This window comes from Campylobacter sp. LMG 7929 (assembly GCF_024723595.1).
GTDB lineage: Bacteria > Campylobacterota > Campylobacteria > Campylobacterales > Campylobacteraceae > Campylobacter_D.
In genome coordinates this window covers 1-14,999 of record NZ_JANQCY010000016.1, presented here as the reverse complement: position 1 = coordinate 14,999, position 14,999 = coordinate 1, and the positions used below count along the sequence as shown (strand labels likewise).

The following is a 14,999-nucleotide window of genomic DNA, read 5'->3' as shown; positions in this document are numbered from 1 at the left end:
GATTTTTGCTTTTTTATGATAAAAAGTCATGAAAAAAGGATGGATCATGTCAAATATAGCTTTTTTAGATCATCAACAAAGCTTGGGTTTAAAATACACCGATATTTGTCAAAATATCTTTGAAAGAGAAATTTTTACACATATGTTTTTAGAGTGTATAAGCTATCTTTTATTAGAAAATAAAGCTAAATTAAAATACTTAAAAATTATTAATTCAAAAGAAGAATTTATCGTTGAATTTAAAATCAACAATCAAAAAAAATCATTTATTATCAATGATAAAAAAATACTAAATGCAGAATTTAGTGCAAAAAGAATAACTCAAGATGAGTATGAAAGAGAAATCGCTAGAATTTATCAAATAGAAAGATATTTAAAAACACAAAGCAATCTTCAAAATTTTTCTAGCGAAATTAACACTACCATGAAAAATCTTTTTAAAGATATGGATGAGTTTAAAAACTATATCGATATGCTTGAAGCAAAAGAAAACACTCACAATCACTACTTATCAAAAATTTATAATATAGCTTAATATTAACCAAACTTTGCCGATAATACTACTAATCCAAACAAAAGGAGTATGTTATGGGCGAAGTTACTAACAACCAAGCAAGTTTAATGCTTAACATTGCAACTACTATGATGAAAAAAACCATAGAAGCCAATGAAAATGCAGTAATGCAAGTACTTGAAGGCGTAAATGCAAACCCTGCTCCAACTACTACTCCTAGCACTAGTTCAGGATTGCTTGACATTTACGCTTAATTTTTCTCTTCGATTCAAAAATTTTGGCATAGCTTTTGCTTTTTTAAGGCTAAGCAATATTTTTGAAGAGAAGAGTTATGTTTGTAAATTCTAATGTCAATCCGTATCAGAATTTTGCAAATTATCCTTTTGCAAAGACTGGACACGCGGAAGAAAAAAAAGAAAATACCAATATTAAAAGTGATTTACTTGATATAAAAGGTTCTAATTTAGATTATGAAGTAAGCTATGCAAGCGAGTTTGGTTTTAGAATCAATGAGCAAGGTTTTTTTGAAAAAGATCTTAATAAAACGGCTGCTTTGCCTCTTGATTATGATATTAATATAAAAAGTATAAGAGAAATTTCAAAACAACTTATAAAGCTTGATGAAAATTTAAACTATAACAAAATAGACTTACCAAGACTTTTAAACACTTATCATAATACGCTAAAAACCATCAATCATGAATTTCAAAAAAATGATAATAATTTTTTAAGCAAAGCGCAAATTTCAGAATTAAATCAAGGTTATAGCTATACTTATGAAGGAAAAATTTTAAAAGTTTATGAAAATGCCAAAAGTTTACAAAATGCAAAAGAAGCAAATAAAAATCTAAATACCTTAATGCTTGATAACAAAATAGGAGACTTTGCATTCAATGCGAGCATTGAAAACACGGCTAGTAATCCTATCATAAGACCTTATCTAAACCGACAAGGCGAAGTTTCTAAAAGTGGATTATTGCTTAATTATATTTATCATGATTTAAAAGAACAAAATAATCAAAAGGCTAATTTCTTTTTAACTCCTATTGAGTTAGATATGTCTTCTAATGTAAATTTTCAAAAACTCATGAGAGGTCAAATGAGTATGCAAGATTATCTAAGTGAAAGCAATAAAGAAAAAATGAGTTTTGATTTATATTTATATATCAATGGAGTAGATAAAAACAACACCACAGAAGATAAACTTTCAGTTTTCTTTCAACAATACATTAACTATCAACACAGTATCAACATGCAAGAATTTGCTAATTCAAGTTCTATTTATAGTCTTTATAGTGAGCAAATTAGCAAAGATTTTGAAGCTTTAAAAAAAGAGTTTAATCAAAATGATTCTAATATAGACCTTGAAAAAATTAATACTCAAAAAGAACTTTTAGACACTCAATTTTTAGAAAATCGCAAAAGACAAGCAAGCATTAATAAAATTTTACACTCATATTTAAATGCAATGGCTTAACTTGTGCTAAAATAATAAAAAATTTTACACAAGTGAAATCCATTTAGTTTAATGTTAAATTTAACATTTTAGTGTATATTAACAAAAAAGATAAAAATTATCCTAATTAAAGGAGTGTAATTTTGAAAGTATATTTAGATAATAATGCAACAACACAACTTGCACCAGAAGCTTATGAGCTTATGAAACCTTTTTTAAAAGAACATTATGGTAATCCAAACAGCCTTCATCAATGGGGTAGTGCAACTCACCCTGCTTTAAAAGAAGCTATGGATAAACTTTATGCAGGACTTGGGGCAAGCGATTTAGATGACATCATTATCACTTCCTGTGCCACAGAGAGTATCAACTGGGTATTAAAAGGTGTGTATTTTGATAGAATTTTAAATAGCAATAGAAATGAAGTAATCATTTCTAGTGTAGAACATCCTGCAGTAGCAGCTAGTGCTATGTTTTTGAAATCTTTAGGAGTAAAAGTCATAGAACTTGGCGTTGATCATGAGGGTGTTTCTAGTGTAAAAGATCTAAAAGAAGCTATTTCAGATAAAACTGCCCTAGTAAGCATTATGTGGGCAAATAATGAAACTGGCATGATTTTTCCTATAGAAGAAATGGCTCAAATTGCTCATGAATATGGAGCATTATTTCATACTGATGCAACTCAAGCTGTTGGGAAAATCAAGGTTAATTTTGCAAAAGCTGGGGTTGATTTTGCTTCATTTTCTGCACATAAATTCCATGGTCCAAAAGGTGTAGGTGGACTTTATATTAAAAAAGATATAGAATTAACTCCGCTTTTACATGGTGGTGAGCATATGGGTGGTAGAAGAAGCGGAACTTTAAATGTACCATATATTATAGCAATGGCAGAAGCTTTAAGAATTGCAAATACTATGCTTGATTTTGAAAACTCACACATTAGAAGATTAAGAGATAAATTAGAAGATTTAATTTTAGCTATGCCTGATACAAGCGTAGTTGGAGATAGATTAAGAAGGGTTCCTAATACCATCTTAGCAAGTATTAAAGGCGTAGAAGGCGAGGCTATGCTTTGGGATTTAAACAAAAATGGTATAGCAGCAAGCACTGGTTCAGCCTGTGCTAGCGAAGCACTTGAGAGCAATCCTATCATGGAAGCAATTGGTGCTGAAAATGATTTAGCTCATACCGCTCTAAGACTTTCTTTATCAAGATTTAACACAGAAGATGAAATTGATTATGCAGCAGAGCAAATAAAAAAAGCAGCGCAAAGACTTAGAGCAATCTCAAGTACTTATGCATATAAGCCTGAAAATATTTAAAGGATAAAAAATGGCAAAGAATAATTTAATTGGCGGATCAATTTGGGATGAGTATTCTCAAAAAGTACAAGATAGAATGAATAACCCTCAACATATGGGCGAATTTACACAAGAAGATGCGCAAAAAGCAAATGCAAAACTTATTGTTGCAGATTTTGGAGCTGAAAGCTGTGGTGATGCGGTTAGGCTTTATTGGTTAGTAGATGAAAAAACTGATAAAATCATTGATGCTAAATTTAAAAGCTTTGGCTGTGGTACAGCAATAGCAAGTAGTGATACTATGGTTGATCTTTGTATAGGTAAAACCGTAGATGAGGCTGTAAAAATTACAAATTTAGATGTTGAATTTGCTATGAGAGATAACCCTGAAACTCCTGCAGTTCCACCGCAAAAAATGCACTGTTCGGTTATGGCTTATGATGTTATTAAACAAGCTGCAGCGCATTATAAAGGTGTTAATCCTGAAGACTTTGAAGATCAAATCATAGTTTGTGAGTGTGCTAGGGTAAGCCTTGGAACCATCAAAGAAGTAATCAAACTAAATGATTTACATACAGTAGAAGAAATCACGCAATTTACTAAAGCAGGTGCTTTTTGTAAATCTTGTGTTAAGCCTGGAGGACATGAGAAAAAAGATTATTATCTTGTAGATATTTTAGCTGAAACTAGGGCTGAAATGGAAAGAGAAAAGCTAAAAGATCAAAGCAAAACAGATATTGCTTTTGATGATATGACCATGGTTAAACAACTAAAAGCAGTAGAAGCTGTTTTAGATAGCGATGTGCGTCCTATGCTACATGGTGATGGTGGAGATTTAGAAGTAATTGATATCCAAAAAAGTGACAATAAAAATATAGATATATATATACGTTATCTTGGAGCATGTAGCGGCTGTTCAAGTGGGAGTGGTGCAACCTTATATGCTATAGAAAATATCTTACAAGAAGAACTTAGTCCAAATATACGCGTTATACCTGTTTAAGCAGTTTTTCTGCTTAAACTTTAAATTTCAAGCCTTTTTATGTTAAAATAACACGTTAATAAAAATTTAAAAAGGCTATTTATGCAAAGACTTCAAACCTTTGTTAAAAGTGAAACTTTTCCTGGTGTTTTACTAATATTTTTTACCGTACTTGCACTCATTTTACAAAATAGTTCTTTAACGGATCAATATACTAACTTTTTAAATATTCCTTTTGGCTTTCAAGCTGGAAGTTTAGAAATTTTCAAACCTTTACTTTTGTGGATTAATGATGGCCTTATTGCAATCTTTTTCTTTGCCATAGGACTTGAATTAAAATATGAAGTAACAAGAGGGCAACTCAATAGTATAAAGGCTATGTCTTTACCTGTATTTGCTGCACTTGGCGGTATGATAGTGCCTGCTTTAATTTTTGCATTTTTTAATTATAAAGATCCTTTTGCTTTGCAAGGTTGGGCTATACCAACGGCTACTGATGTGGCTTTTGCGGTTGGTATTTTAATGCTTTTAGGCAAAAGAGTACCTACTTCTTTAAAATTATTCTTACTTTCTTTAGCTATTTTTGATGATTTAGGCGCGATTATTGTAATTGCTTTATTTTATACAAGCGAACTTTCAGTTTTTGCTATGATTGCTGCCTTGGTGTGTATTTTAGCACTTTATTTGCTAAATCACTTCCATGTTACCAAAAAATCTTTTTATATCATAATAGCTATAGTATTTTGGATAAGCATGTTAAAAAGTGGGGTGCATGCAACTTTGGCAGGTGTGATTACTGCTTTATTTATACCACTTCAAACAAAAAGTGGTGAGTCTTTTTTAAAAGAAATAGAACATGACTTAGCACCTTGGGTGAGTTATTTCATCTTGCCTATTTTTGCTTTTGCCAATGCGGGAGTTGATTTAAAAGATATGGATCCAAGTTTTATGTTTTCTTCGGTTAGCTTAGGTATTATTTTAGGATTATTTTTGGGAAAACAAATTGGAGTATTTTTATTTTCATATATTAGTATAAAACTAGGACTAGCAAAACTTCCACAAAATGTTAATTTCAAACAACTTTACGGGGTTTGTATACTCACAGGTATAGGTTTTACTATGAGCTTTTTTATAGATGGCCTAGCTTATCAAAATAGTGATATTTTTGCATATTCAGACAAACTTGCAATTTTAGTAGCTTCATTATTAAGCGCTATAGTTGGATATGTTTACTTAAAACTTATTTATAGTTTTAAAAAATGAAATTAAGAAGTTTCCAAAACTTTTTATCACTTGAAATTTTAGGAGGATTGTTGCTTTTATTAGCAACGATCTTTGCCTTGCTACTTAAAAATAGTCCTTATGGACAACACTATATGGATTTTTTAAGTGTAGAAATAGGTGTAAAAGTAGGTGCTTGGGAACTTTTTAAGCCTTCTTTATTGTGGATTAATGATGGTCTTATTGCAATCTTTTTCTTTGCCATAGGACTTGAATTAAAAAAAGAATTTGTTCAAGGAGAGTTTAAAACTCTTAGTAATATTACCCTACCCTTAATGGCTGCTATAGGCGGTATAGTTGTGCCTGCTTTGATATTTTGTGCTATCAATTTTAACGATGCTTATGTTTTAAAAGGTTGGGCTATACCAACGGCAACTGATACTGCATTTGCCCTAGTTATACTTACAATGCTAAAACAACGCATACCAAGTTCTTTAAAAATATTCTTAGTATCGTTAGCGATTTTTGATGATGTAGGGGCTATTTTAATCATTGCTATTTTTTATACAGGAGAGCTTTCAACTTTAGCCTTTTTTGTTGCCTTTTGCTGTATTGTGGGTTTGTTTTTACTTAATCGTTTGAGCAATGAAAGAAAATCATTTTATTATATACTTGGAGCATTGCTTTGGCTTAGTGTATTAAAAAGTGGAGTGCATGCAACTTTAGCAGGTATCATCACAGCTTTATTTATACCTGTATTTACAAAAAACAACCATGCTTTATTAGAGGAAATCGAGCATGGTTTAAAATTTTGGATAGCTTTTATAATACTACCACTTTTTGCTTTTGCCAATGCAGGGGTTGATCTTTCAAAAATTGAAGTACATATGCTATTTAGCGGTGTAAGTGTAGGGATTTTCTTAGGCTTGTTTGTTGGAAAACAACTAGGTGTATTTGGCTTTGCTTATATGGCAATTAAATTTAAACTTGCAAAACTGCCAAAAGATGCTAATTTTAAACAACTCTATGGAGTTTGCATACTCACAGGCATAGGTTTTACCATGAGCTTTTTTATAGACGCCCTTGCCTATGAAGTAAGTGATATATTTAATTTTGTGGATAATTTTGCTATTTTACTAGCTTCCTTAGCTTCAGGTGTATTTGGCTATTTTTATCTGCGCTTTGTAAAATAATTAAGTTTTTTTTAAATTAAATAAGATATAATTTCATTTCTTATTTAATATTTGGCCCATTCGTCTAGCGGTTAGGACATCGCCCTTTCACGGCGGTAACACGAGTTCGAGTCTCGTATGGGTCACCACTTTTTAAATTCTAATTACAAAAATATCAAAAATAGCAGTTTTCCATAACTAAACTTAATTTATAACCAATACATCAAATAAATATTCTAAAAGTAAAAAATATAAATAAATTTACCTACTAACAAGCTTGTAAGATTTTATGAAAATACTATGGATAATAAGGCTTATCCTTTAAGAATTTATAAGATAGAATTTTAACTTTCTTTATTTTCTCCATCTTTAAAAGAAAATATAGGCAAACTTAAACCATAATATATAGCCAAAAGTCTTGCTATGGTTCCTACAATCAATGAAGCAAGAATTACCCATAACTCATCTACGCCCAAAATATACAATATATAATACAAAGCCCCTGTTAATATAGCAACACCCGCATAAATTTCTTTTTGAAATACAAGTGGTATCCTAGCACACAATATATCTCTTAATATCCCACCAAATACACCAGTAATTACAGCTGAACTCACAGCCACTATAAAACCATACCCCATTTGTATTGCAATTTGTGCACCTAAAACACTAAAAACAACCAAACCTATAGCATCTAAAATCAAAAAAAGTTTTTCAAGCCTTATAACATATTTGGCAATTTTTGTTGTAATCATAGCTGCAACACAAATTAAAATCACATACTCAGGAGTTTTAATCCAAGTTAGCGGATGATGATCAAGCAAAATATCTCTAATAGAACCTCCGCCAATAGCTGTTACCAAAGCTATAAATATCACTCCAAAAAGATCCATTTTATGTCTTCCCGCAGCAATAGCTCCTGTCATTGCATCAACAGTAATTCCGATAATATAAAGTATAGTTAAAAGCATAATGAGTTTTCAAAAAACCCTTGTTAAAACAAGGGTTAATTTTTACTTACGATATCAATGATATTTTGAGCTACTTTTTTAGCAATAGGCTCAACAAATTCAGCAGGAGAAGTAAATCCTACGCAAGAGCAATTAATCTCACCTAAAACATATTTATCTTTACCATTTTCATCTGTATCTAAGATAAAATCAGCAGTCCAAATCAAAGGAATATCATAATTTCCAAGTTTTGAACGAATTTCAGGTAAGGTTGCTAAAAACCAATCAACCAATCCTTGCCAATCTTTTGGCTCATCATATCTATATTTTGCACCTGAAAAAAGTGTTGCAGAGAATGCATCAGCACCTTCTGCGGGCTTTTTATGCACAACATAAATTGGAGTATGATAAAGCATTAAAATTCTAATTTCACCTTCTTTAATACGCGGTAAGAAAGTCATATCTACAAGCATACCATTATCACCTATAATGTATTGCTCACAAAAATCCATAAACTCACCAAGCTCTCTTTCTTCTGTGTGATTATCTTTTGCTTCTGTGCATTTGATTTTTGCATTTAATGGCACACTTGTCGTCCCCGCTGGTAGCTCATCTATCAATCTCACACGCCAAATTCCCTCACCCGTTGAACCACGATTTTGTTTTAAAACCCTCTCACCCTTTGCTAAAGTTTTTGGAAAACTTTCTTTAAAAGTTTTGATATCATAATACGCATAAGTATCTTCAGGTACTAAAGCCGTTTTATTAAGCTTGGTAAGCGCATCTTTAGCGCCATATCCTATCATCGCATCAGGATGAGGCATACCTATAACACCATTTGCACAAAGTTTTCTAAGCATATCAAAATACTCGTTTTCTTCTTTTAAATTTCCAGGGTTGATTCTAGAAACATAAGCATCGGCATTGTTTTTTACATATTCATAAATTTCATCTTTTTTTTCTACTTCAAAAAAGATAACCTCAGCATTCCAACCTTGTTCTTTTAAGGCATTTACCATAGGCATAGTATCTTTTCTATGGCCATCTTCACCTTTATCGCTACCACCTCTAACTTCAAAAAACACAATATTTTTTTTCATATTTCTCCCTTTTTAAAGATATTTTATCATCATATCTAAATAAGTATTAAATTTTTATTTGTTTTTTCCATAAACTCGTTGTAAATTTTGCAAATTTGAGCTTGCATTTAAAAGCAAAGCATCAGCCATGCAAATTGCTACCATAGCATTTACCACAACACTGCCTCTTATACCCACACAAGGATCATGTCTGCCTTTTAACTCATGTATAACATTTTCTCCTTGAGTATTTTGCGTTTGTTGGGGTAAAAATATAGAAGGAGTTGGCTTAAAATATGTTTTTATATCGATAAAGTCCCCATTAGAAATTCCGCCTAAGATCCCACCGCTATGATTGCTTAAAAACACCCCATCTTTTAGTTCATCATTATTTTGACTTCCATATATATAACTACTTTGAAAACCACTTCCTATTTCTATAGCCTTAACCGCATTTACTCCCATAATTGCATGAGCAAGTTTAGAATCAAGCTTATCATACAAAGGCTCGCCTAAGCCTTTGATAGGGTTTTTCACTCTAGTAAAAACTCTAGCACCTATGCTGTTTTTTGCCTTTTTAGCTTTTAAAATTTCATCTTTAAAACTTTGCTCTAAATTTTTATCTAAAGCATAAACTTCACTATTTTTAGCATAATCAAAATCAAACTCATCATTACTAAGTTTGCTATCAATATTTCCTATTCCAAAAACCCCGCTCATTATCTCTATATCAAATTCTTTTAAAAGCATTTGTGCCACAGCACCTGCTGCTGCTCTTGCTACACTTTCTCTAGCACTAGCTCTTCCACCGCCTCTATAATCTCTAATGCCATATTTATGATAATAAGTAAAATCAGCATGTGCAGGACGAAATACATCTTTTTCATAATCTTTTGAGCGTGTATTTTCATTATACACCAAAACACTTATAGGAGTTCCTGTTGTATAACCCTCAAAAACCCCACTTAAAACTTGAGCCTTATCTTCTTCTTTTCTAGGAGTGCTAAATTTATTTTGACCTGGCTTTCTTTTATCTAGCATTTCTTGTAAAAAATCAAAATCAAACTTCACCCCTGCTGGCATACCATCTATTATACAACCTATAGCTTGACCATGAGATTCGCCAAAGCTTGTAAATTTAAATCTTACTCCAAAGCTATTCATAGTTTTCCTAATTTCTCAAGTGCGATTTTAGCACATTGTTGTTGGGCTTCTTTTTTACTACCTGCTGTAGATCTTGCTACTTCTATGCCTTGAATTTTCACTGCGATTTCAAATTGCTTTTTATGATCAGGCCCAAAAGCCTTTACTACAATATACTCAGGTGTGCCTGCCATATTTGCCTGCGTAATTTCTTGAAGTCTTGTTTTATAGTCTTTAAACAAACTTTGTGTATCAATATGCGGATAAACTTCATTAAGCAAATTTAATGCTATATTTTTAGTTTTTTCAAAACCTATTTCTAAATACAAAGCCCCCATTAGTGCTTCAAAAGCATCAGAAAGTATAGAAGGTTTATTGCGTCCATCGTTATTTTCTTCTGCAATAGACATAAAAATACATACTCCAAGATCAAGTTTTTGCGCTAAAGTTGCAAAAGATTTTTCATTCACCAAAGCTGCTCTAAGTTTAGAAAGATTTCCTTCTGAGTCTTTTTGAAATTTAAAAAACAAAAACTCCCCTACTACTAAATCCATCACAGCATCGCCTAAAAACTCTAATCTTTCATTATTATAAGGCTTTTTATAGCTTTTATGCGTCAAAGCTTCGATGAGCAATTGCTCATTTTTAAAATGATAATTTAATCTTTCTTGGAGTTTTTTAAGCATTTATTGACCTTTCTTCTTGGAGCTTTAAGGCTGCATTTCTTGCTAGCTCATCACAACGCTCATTTAATTCATGGCCATTGTGCGCTTTGATCCAAAAAGCAGTTATTTTATGATCTTTAGCAACATTTAAATACTCCTTCCAAAGATCAATATTTTTTTTACCCTTAAAATCTTTTTTTACCCAACCTTCAAGCCATTCATTAATACTTTGTACCATTAAATTTGAATCTGTGTATAATTTTACCTCACATGGTTCTTTTAAAGCTTTTAAAGCCTCTATAATAGCCATTAATTCCATGCGGTTGTTTGTTGTATTCTCACACGCTCCACTTTGTTCTTTTTGATGATTTTTATAAGTTAAAACATAAGCCCACCCTCCAAAGCCAGGGTTGTTTAAGCAAGAACCATCAGTATAAATTTCAATATTTTTCAAGCTTTTACCTCATAATAAATCTCACATTTTCCAAATTCATAACAAAATGGACAATGATAAAAAAACAAAGGACTTTGATTTTTACAATTATTACATACATAAGTAAAGCTAAGATTTGCACTTAGCTCATTATCGTTTAAAATTTTTAAAATTTTTAGTTTATGATTTTTGATAGGAATAGCTTTGTTGCTTAAATTTTTTGCATAAAAAAACTCGTGGTATTTTTCATCTTCAAGATTAAGCGGACTTTTGCATTCATTAAGCAAATCAATGACATTTTCAAATTGAGGCATTTGAGTAAGTTTATCTTTATAATGCAAAAAGCAAAGTCTTAAAATATACTCATTATCCTTGCTCAAAGCTAAAATTTCTTTTAGTTTTTGTTCTTGCTCTTTAGAACTTGCTTGAATTTTTAAAGCTTTTATCAAGGCTTTTTCTGCATATATATTTTCTCCTAGCTCAAACAAACACTCTAAAACATCTAAAACCTTGTCATAATCTTTGAGTTTTAAATAAACAATTTTTAAAAGTTTTAAGCTTTCTTTATTACGTGCTTTAATTTTTAAGGCATTTAACAAAGCTTCTACACTACGCTCTAAAAATCCTGCTTTTAGATAAACTTGTGCTAGTGAAAAAAAGATAAATTCTTTTTGGCTTGCTTCATTTGCTTTTTGCAAAGCTATGAGATAAATCCCCACAGCTTTTTCAAATTCACCACTTTTGGTAAAAATTTGAGCTAAGAAATTTAAATTTTCTATGCTTAAATTGGCATTTTTTAAAATTTGTTGGTGTGTGGAATTAATTTCAAATTTTTTTACAAAACGATCAAGCTTGCTTTTTTGGTCTTTACTTGCAACAATACGCCATATATAATGTGAGCTAGCTATAATAAAAACCAAAGCAGTTAAAACAATAAGACCAAATAAAGGATCGCGGTATTCTACAAAGAAAAAATCCATAACCTTACAACTTAATTTTCAAATTTATAACAATTATAGCTAAATGCTTATATAATTTTCTTTAAGGTTTAAAGATGATAGAACAAGCAAGTATAGAACAACTTTTACAAAAAACAGATATTGTTGATATCATAGCTCATTATGTTGAAGTAAAAAAACAAGGCTCAAGCTATGTTTGCGTTTGTCCTTTTCATGATGATAAAAATCCTAGTATGCATATTAATTCTATTAAAGGATTTTATCATTGTTTTGCATGCAAGGCTGGGGGTAATGTTTTTAAATTTGTAATGGATTATGAGAAATTAAACTTTGTTGAAGCGGTAGAAAAAGTTGCTTCATGGAGTAATTTTTCACTTACTTATACCTCGCAAAAACAAGATAATAAAAAATCCATCATTCATATCTTGCCTACTCTTAATGCTTTTTATAAACAAAACCTAGCTAAAAACAAAGAAGCTTTAGCTTATCTTTATAAAAGAGGCTTAAATGATGAGGATATCAGAACCTTTGAACTAGGCTTTGCGCCAAGTTCCAATGAAACACTAAGACTGCTACAAAATGAGCAAATCACTCAAGAAGAAGCTTTAGAGGTAGGTGCGATAAAACAAAATGAAAATGGCGCTTATGCAAGTTTTATCAACCGCATTACTTTTAGTATTTATGATCATAAAAATTTGCTTATAGGCTTTGGTGGTAGAACTTTAGATGAAACAAATATGGCAAAATATGTTAATTCTCCCCAAAGCAAACTTTTTGATAAATCACGCGTTTTTTATGCACTCAATTTAGCAAAAGATGCCATTTATAAACAAAAAGAAATGATAATTTGTGAGGGCTATATGGATGCTATAGCCTTTCATAAAGCAGGATTTAAAAATGCTGTAGCGGTTTTGGGAACAGCTTTGGGTGAAAATCACATACCTTTAATAAAAAGATTAGAAGCAAGGGTAATTTTATGTTTTGACAATGATAATGCAGGACTTAATGCAGCTGTGCGTTCGGCACATTTGCTAAGTTTAGCAAAAATTGATGGAAAAGTAGTCTTAATAGAAGGTGGAAAAGATCCGGCTGAACTTGTAGCAAGCCATCAAGAAAAATTACTTTTTAATATTTTAGAAAAAGGTATAGAACTTGGAGAATTTTATATAAGAAGCTTGATTGCAAGTTGTGATTTAAACTCAGCACTTAGCAAACAAAAGGCTTTAGAAGAGGTACAAAAATATACTTTTAACCTTGAACCTTTAATAGCAAATTCCTACACTACCTTGGTAGCAAATCTTTTGGGTGTAAATATTAATGATATTAAACTTTCTAAAAATACAAGAAAAATAAGCTTCATTAATCCTATAAAACAAAGTAAAATCAACAATATAAGCGAGTTAGAGCTTTTGAAATTTTTATATGAAAATAATGAAACCATAGGGCTTTTTAAGCTTTTAAGCACAAAAGAATATTTTTTACACCAAGATATTACTAAAGCTATTTTAGAGCAAAAAAACTTTGAAGATCCTAGCATAAGAGAGCTTTATGAATTTGAAAATATCAAAAACTTAAGCAATTTAGAAGAATTTTTATATGCTATTTGTAAGATCAACCTTGCATATTTTAATAAATTAAAAAGTTTAAATTTAAAACAAGCCTTTAAAAAACAAATTTATAATTTACTCAATCAAAATTTAGAAAAAATCAAAAAAAGCTATCAAAATGATGAAGTTTTTTTAAACCATTTGATAGAAGTTTTAAAAAGCGTGCATTTTTTAGATGATGAGGAAAGCTTGGAATTATTTTTAAATAGACTACAAAAAAATGTCAAAGATAAAAAAGCAATTCATTATAACTTTGAAGAAGAAGTTTTTTAAATAAAAACTTGCACAAAAATTAAAAAATATTCATTACAATATGCCAAAAATTTCGAAAGGAAAAAATGAAAGCATTAGCACTTTTTAGTGGTGGGCTTGATTCTATGCTTGCTATAAAACTCATAAGCTCTCAAGGTATAGAAGTAAAAGCTTTAAATATAAACATAGGCTTTGGTGGCACAAGTGATAAAAGCGAACTCATGGCAAAACGCGCTGCTATGGCAGGGGCTAGTTTTGAAATGATAGATGTAAGAAATGCTTATTTACAAGAAGTTTTATTTAGCCCTCAATATGGATATGGAAAGCATTTTAATCCTTGTATAGATTGTCATGCTTTTATGTTTAAAACTGCTCTTTCAATGTTAAAAGATGAAAATGCAAGTTTTATCATCACAGGAGAAGTAGTTGGTCAACGCCCAATGAGCCAAAGAAATGACGCTATGGCCAAGGTTAAAAAACTAGCACTTGATGAAGAAGATTTAATCTTGCGTCCAATGTGTGCTAAAAATTTACCTTTAACCAAACCTGAGCGTGAAGGTTGGATTGATAGAGAAAAGTTAGAAAACATAAGTGGAAGAAGCAGAAAAAGACAACTTGAACTAGCTGCCAAATTTGGTTTTGAAGATTTTGAAAGTCCAGGCGGTGGATGTTTGCTTACACTTGAGAGCTTTTCTAATAAAATCAAAGATTTCATTAAATTTGATAAAAATATGCAAGTTAATGATGCTCAACTTTTAAAATACGGACGCCACTTAAGACTTCCAAATGGCTCTAAAATGATAGTAGGTAGAAATGAGCTAGAAAATCAATTTTTAAAAGAATTAAAAACTCAAAAATACGAAGAATTAAAACTTTTTGATTTAATAGGCGCTTATTCTTTGGTGGATGAAAATATCAATCCACAAGATCTTGAACTTGCTCTAAGCATAGCACTAACTTATGCTAAAACTCAAAATAATACAAAATACAAAATAGGTTTTAAAGATAAAATTTTCCAAAGTATGGCTTTTGAAGATAAAAATAAAATTCAAGAATATTTTATAAATTAAACTACCCTTTAAAGGGTAGTTTTTTAGAATTTCTTTCTTCTAACCTCTGCTACAATATCAGCTGACATAGAATCAACTTCATTTGCTACAGAATTAGTTGCATGAGCAATTTGTGAGTTTTCTTTAGTTAAACCATCTATTACTGAAACAGATTGATTAATTTGCGAAATTCCTAAAGCTTGCTCTTTAATACTC

15 protein-coding genes and 1 tRNA gene are annotated in these 14,999 nt (G+C 30.9%); 10 read left to right on the top strand and 6 right to left on the bottom strand.

All coding sequences use genetic code 11. From position 1 onward, the window contains the following. Nucleotides 1-46 precede the first annotated feature (46 nt). From CAMP5118_RS07215 to CAMP5118_RS07180, 8 genes are all read left to right on the top strand, one after another. Nucleotides 47-535 (top strand): hypothetical protein, encoded by a 489-nt coding sequence (locus tag CAMP5118_RS07215; RefSeq protein WP_263664075.1) that lies wholly within the window; start codon nucleotides 47-49, stop codon nucleotides 533-535. Between the two features lie 53 nt (nucleotides 536-588). Next, nucleotides 589-768 (top strand): putative motility protein, encoded by a 180-nt coding sequence (locus CAMP5118_RS07210; protein WP_039619394.1) that lies wholly within the window; start codon nucleotides 589-591, stop codon nucleotides 766-768. 77 nt (nucleotides 769-845) lie between these two features. Further along, on the top strand, nucleotides 846-1,991 hold the full coding sequence (locus CAMP5118_RS07205) for a hypothetical protein (protein WP_263679585.1): 1,146 nt from the start codon (nucleotides 846-848) through the stop codon (nucleotides 1,989-1,991). 122 nt (nucleotides 1,992-2,113) lie between these two features. Beyond that, the gene (locus tag CAMP5118_RS07200; protein ID WP_337216966.1) at nucleotides 2,114-3,292 is read left to right on the top strand and encodes a NifS family cysteine desulfurase; all 1,179 of its coding nucleotides are present in this window, start codon (nucleotides 2,114-2,116) and stop codon (nucleotides 3,290-3,292) included. A gap of 10 nt (nucleotides 3,293-3,302) precedes the next feature. Next, on the top strand, nucleotides 3,303-4,274 hold the full coding sequence (locus CAMP5118_RS07195; RefSeq protein ID WP_087685319.1) for an iron-sulfur cluster assembly scaffold protein: 972 nt from the start codon (nucleotides 3,303-3,305) through the stop codon (nucleotides 4,272-4,274). Between the two features lie 81 nt (nucleotides 4,275-4,355). Then, nucleotides 4,356-5,516, top strand: a complete 1,161-nt coding sequence (gene nhaA, locus CAMP5118_RS07190) for a Na+/H+ antiporter NhaA (RefSeq protein WP_263679575.1) — start codon at nucleotides 4,356-4,358, stop codon at nucleotides 5,514-5,516. Then, nucleotides 5,513-6,667 (top strand): Na+/H+ antiporter NhaA, encoded by a 1,155-nt coding sequence (gene nhaA, locus CAMP5118_RS07185; protein WP_263707123.1) that lies wholly within the window; start codon nucleotides 5,513-5,515, stop codon nucleotides 6,665-6,667. The genes nhaA (CAMP5118_RS07190) and nhaA (CAMP5118_RS07185) overlap by 4 nt, the downstream gene beginning before the upstream one ends. A gap of 53 nt (nucleotides 6,668-6,720) precedes the next feature. Continuing rightward, nucleotides 6,721-6,795: transfer RNA gene (locus tag CAMP5118_RS07180), tRNA-Glu, on the top strand. 195 nt (nucleotides 6,796-6,990) lie between these two features. Here CAMP5118_RS07180 and CAMP5118_RS07175 read toward each other — a convergent pair. Genes CAMP5118_RS07175 through CAMP5118_RS07150 form a run of 6 tightly spaced genes read right to left on the bottom strand, consistent with a single transcriptional unit; the run spans nucleotide 6,991 to nucleotide 11,896 of the window. Next, the gene (locus CAMP5118_RS07175) at nucleotides 6,991-7,617 is read right to left on the bottom strand and encodes a trimeric intracellular cation channel family protein (RefSeq protein ID WP_039629140.1); all 627 of its coding nucleotides are present in this window, start codon (nucleotides 7,615-7,617) and stop codon (nucleotides 6,991-6,993) included. Between the two features lie 35 nt (nucleotides 7,618-7,652). Then, nucleotides 7,653-8,696 (bottom strand): Cj0069 family protein, encoded by a 1,044-nt coding sequence (locus CAMP5118_RS07170; protein WP_263679573.1) that lies wholly within the window; start codon nucleotides 8,694-8,696, stop codon nucleotides 7,653-7,655. Between the two features lie 54 nt (nucleotides 8,697-8,750). Continuing rightward, nucleotides 8,751-9,839, bottom strand: a complete 1,089-nt coding sequence (aroC, locus tag CAMP5118_RS07165; protein ID WP_263664063.1) for a chorismate synthase — start codon at nucleotides 9,837-9,839, stop codon at nucleotides 8,751-8,753. Beyond that, entirely contained in the window at nucleotides 9,836-10,504 is a 669-nt protein-coding gene (gene rnc / locus CAMP5118_RS07160) for a ribonuclease III (RefSeq protein WP_263677482.1), read from the bottom strand. The genes aroC and rnc overlap by 4 nt, the downstream gene beginning before the upstream one ends. Next, entirely contained in the window at nucleotides 10,497-10,937 is a 441-nt protein-coding gene (gene rnhA, locus CAMP5118_RS07155; RefSeq protein WP_039668930.1) for a ribonuclease HI, read from the bottom strand. Before rnhA ends, rnc begins: the two co-directional genes overlap by 8 nt. Next, nucleotides 10,934-11,896 (bottom strand): hypothetical protein, encoded by a 963-nt coding sequence (locus CAMP5118_RS07150; RefSeq protein WP_337215201.1) that lies wholly within the window; start codon nucleotides 11,894-11,896, stop codon nucleotides 10,934-10,936. Before CAMP5118_RS07150 ends, rnhA begins: the two co-directional genes overlap by 4 nt. 74 nt (nucleotides 11,897-11,970) lie before the next feature. Here CAMP5118_RS07150 and dnaG point away from each other — a divergent pair, with 74 nt between their 5' ends. Both dnaG and CAMP5118_RS07140 read left to right on the top strand, forming a co-directional pair. Next, on the top strand, nucleotides 11,971-13,755 hold the full coding sequence (gene dnaG, locus CAMP5118_RS07145) for a DNA primase (RefSeq protein ID WP_263679571.1): 1,785 nt from the start codon (nucleotides 11,971-11,973) through the stop codon (nucleotides 13,753-13,755). 65 nt (nucleotides 13,756-13,820) lie between these two features. After that, nucleotides 13,821-14,804 (top strand): MnmA/TRMU family protein, encoded by a 984-nt coding sequence (locus tag CAMP5118_RS07140; protein WP_337216965.1) that lies wholly within the window; start codon nucleotides 13,821-13,823, stop codon nucleotides 14,802-14,804. The last annotated feature ends 195 nt before the right edge of the window (nucleotides 14,805-14,999 follow it).

What these genes read in the sequence shown, in the direction of transcription:
- CAMP5118_RS07215 (WP_263664075.1), top strand. Translation starts at nt 47, where the DNA reads ATGTCAAATATAGCTTTTTTAGATCATCAACAAAGCTTGGGTTTAAAA.
- nhaA (WP_263679575.1), top strand. Translation starts at nt 4,356, where the DNA reads ATGCAAAGACTTCAAACCTTTGTTAAAAGTGAAACTTTTCCTGGTGTT.
- CAMP5118_RS07205 (WP_263679585.1), top strand. Translation starts at nt 846, where the DNA reads ATGTTTGTAAATTCTAATGTCAATCCGTATCAGAATTTTGCAAATTAT.
- CAMP5118_RS07210 (WP_039619394.1), top strand. Translation starts at nt 589, where the DNA reads ATGGGCGAAGTTACTAACAACCAAGCAAGTTTAATGCTTAACATTGCA.
- dnaG (WP_263679571.1), top strand. Translation starts at nt 11,971, where the DNA reads ATGATAGAACAAGCAAGTATAGAACAACTTTTACAAAAAACAGATATT.
- CAMP5118_RS07140 (WP_337216965.1), top strand. Translation starts at nt 13,821, where the DNA reads ATGAAAGCATTAGCACTTTTTAGTGGTGGGCTTGATTCTATGCTTGCT.
- CAMP5118_RS07170 (WP_263679573.1), bottom strand. Translation starts at nt 8,696, where the DNA reads ATGAAAAAAAATATTGTGTTTTTTGAAGTTAGAGGTGGTAGCGATAAA.
- aroC (WP_263664063.1), bottom strand. Translation starts at nt 9,839, where the DNA reads ATGAATAGCTTTGGAGTAAGATTTAAATTTACAAGCTTTGGCGAATCT.
- CAMP5118_RS07195 (WP_087685319.1), top strand. Translation starts at nt 3,303, where the DNA reads ATGGCAAAGAATAATTTAATTGGCGGATCAATTTGGGATGAGTATTCT.
- CAMP5118_RS07175 (WP_039629140.1), bottom strand. Translation starts at nt 7,617, where the DNA reads ATGCTTTTAACTATACTTTATATTATCGGAATTACTGTTGATGCAATG.
- CAMP5118_RS07150 (WP_337215201.1), bottom strand. Translation starts at nt 11,896, where the DNA reads ATGGATTTTTTCTTTGTAGAATACCGCGATCCTTTATTTGGTCTTATT.
- rnc (WP_263677482.1), bottom strand. Translation starts at nt 10,504, where the DNA reads ATGCTTAAAAAACTCCAAGAAAGATTAAATTATCATTTTAAAAATGAG.
- nhaA (WP_263707123.1), top strand. Translation starts at nt 5,513, where the DNA reads ATGAAATTAAGAAGTTTCCAAAACTTTTTATCACTTGAAATTTTAGGA.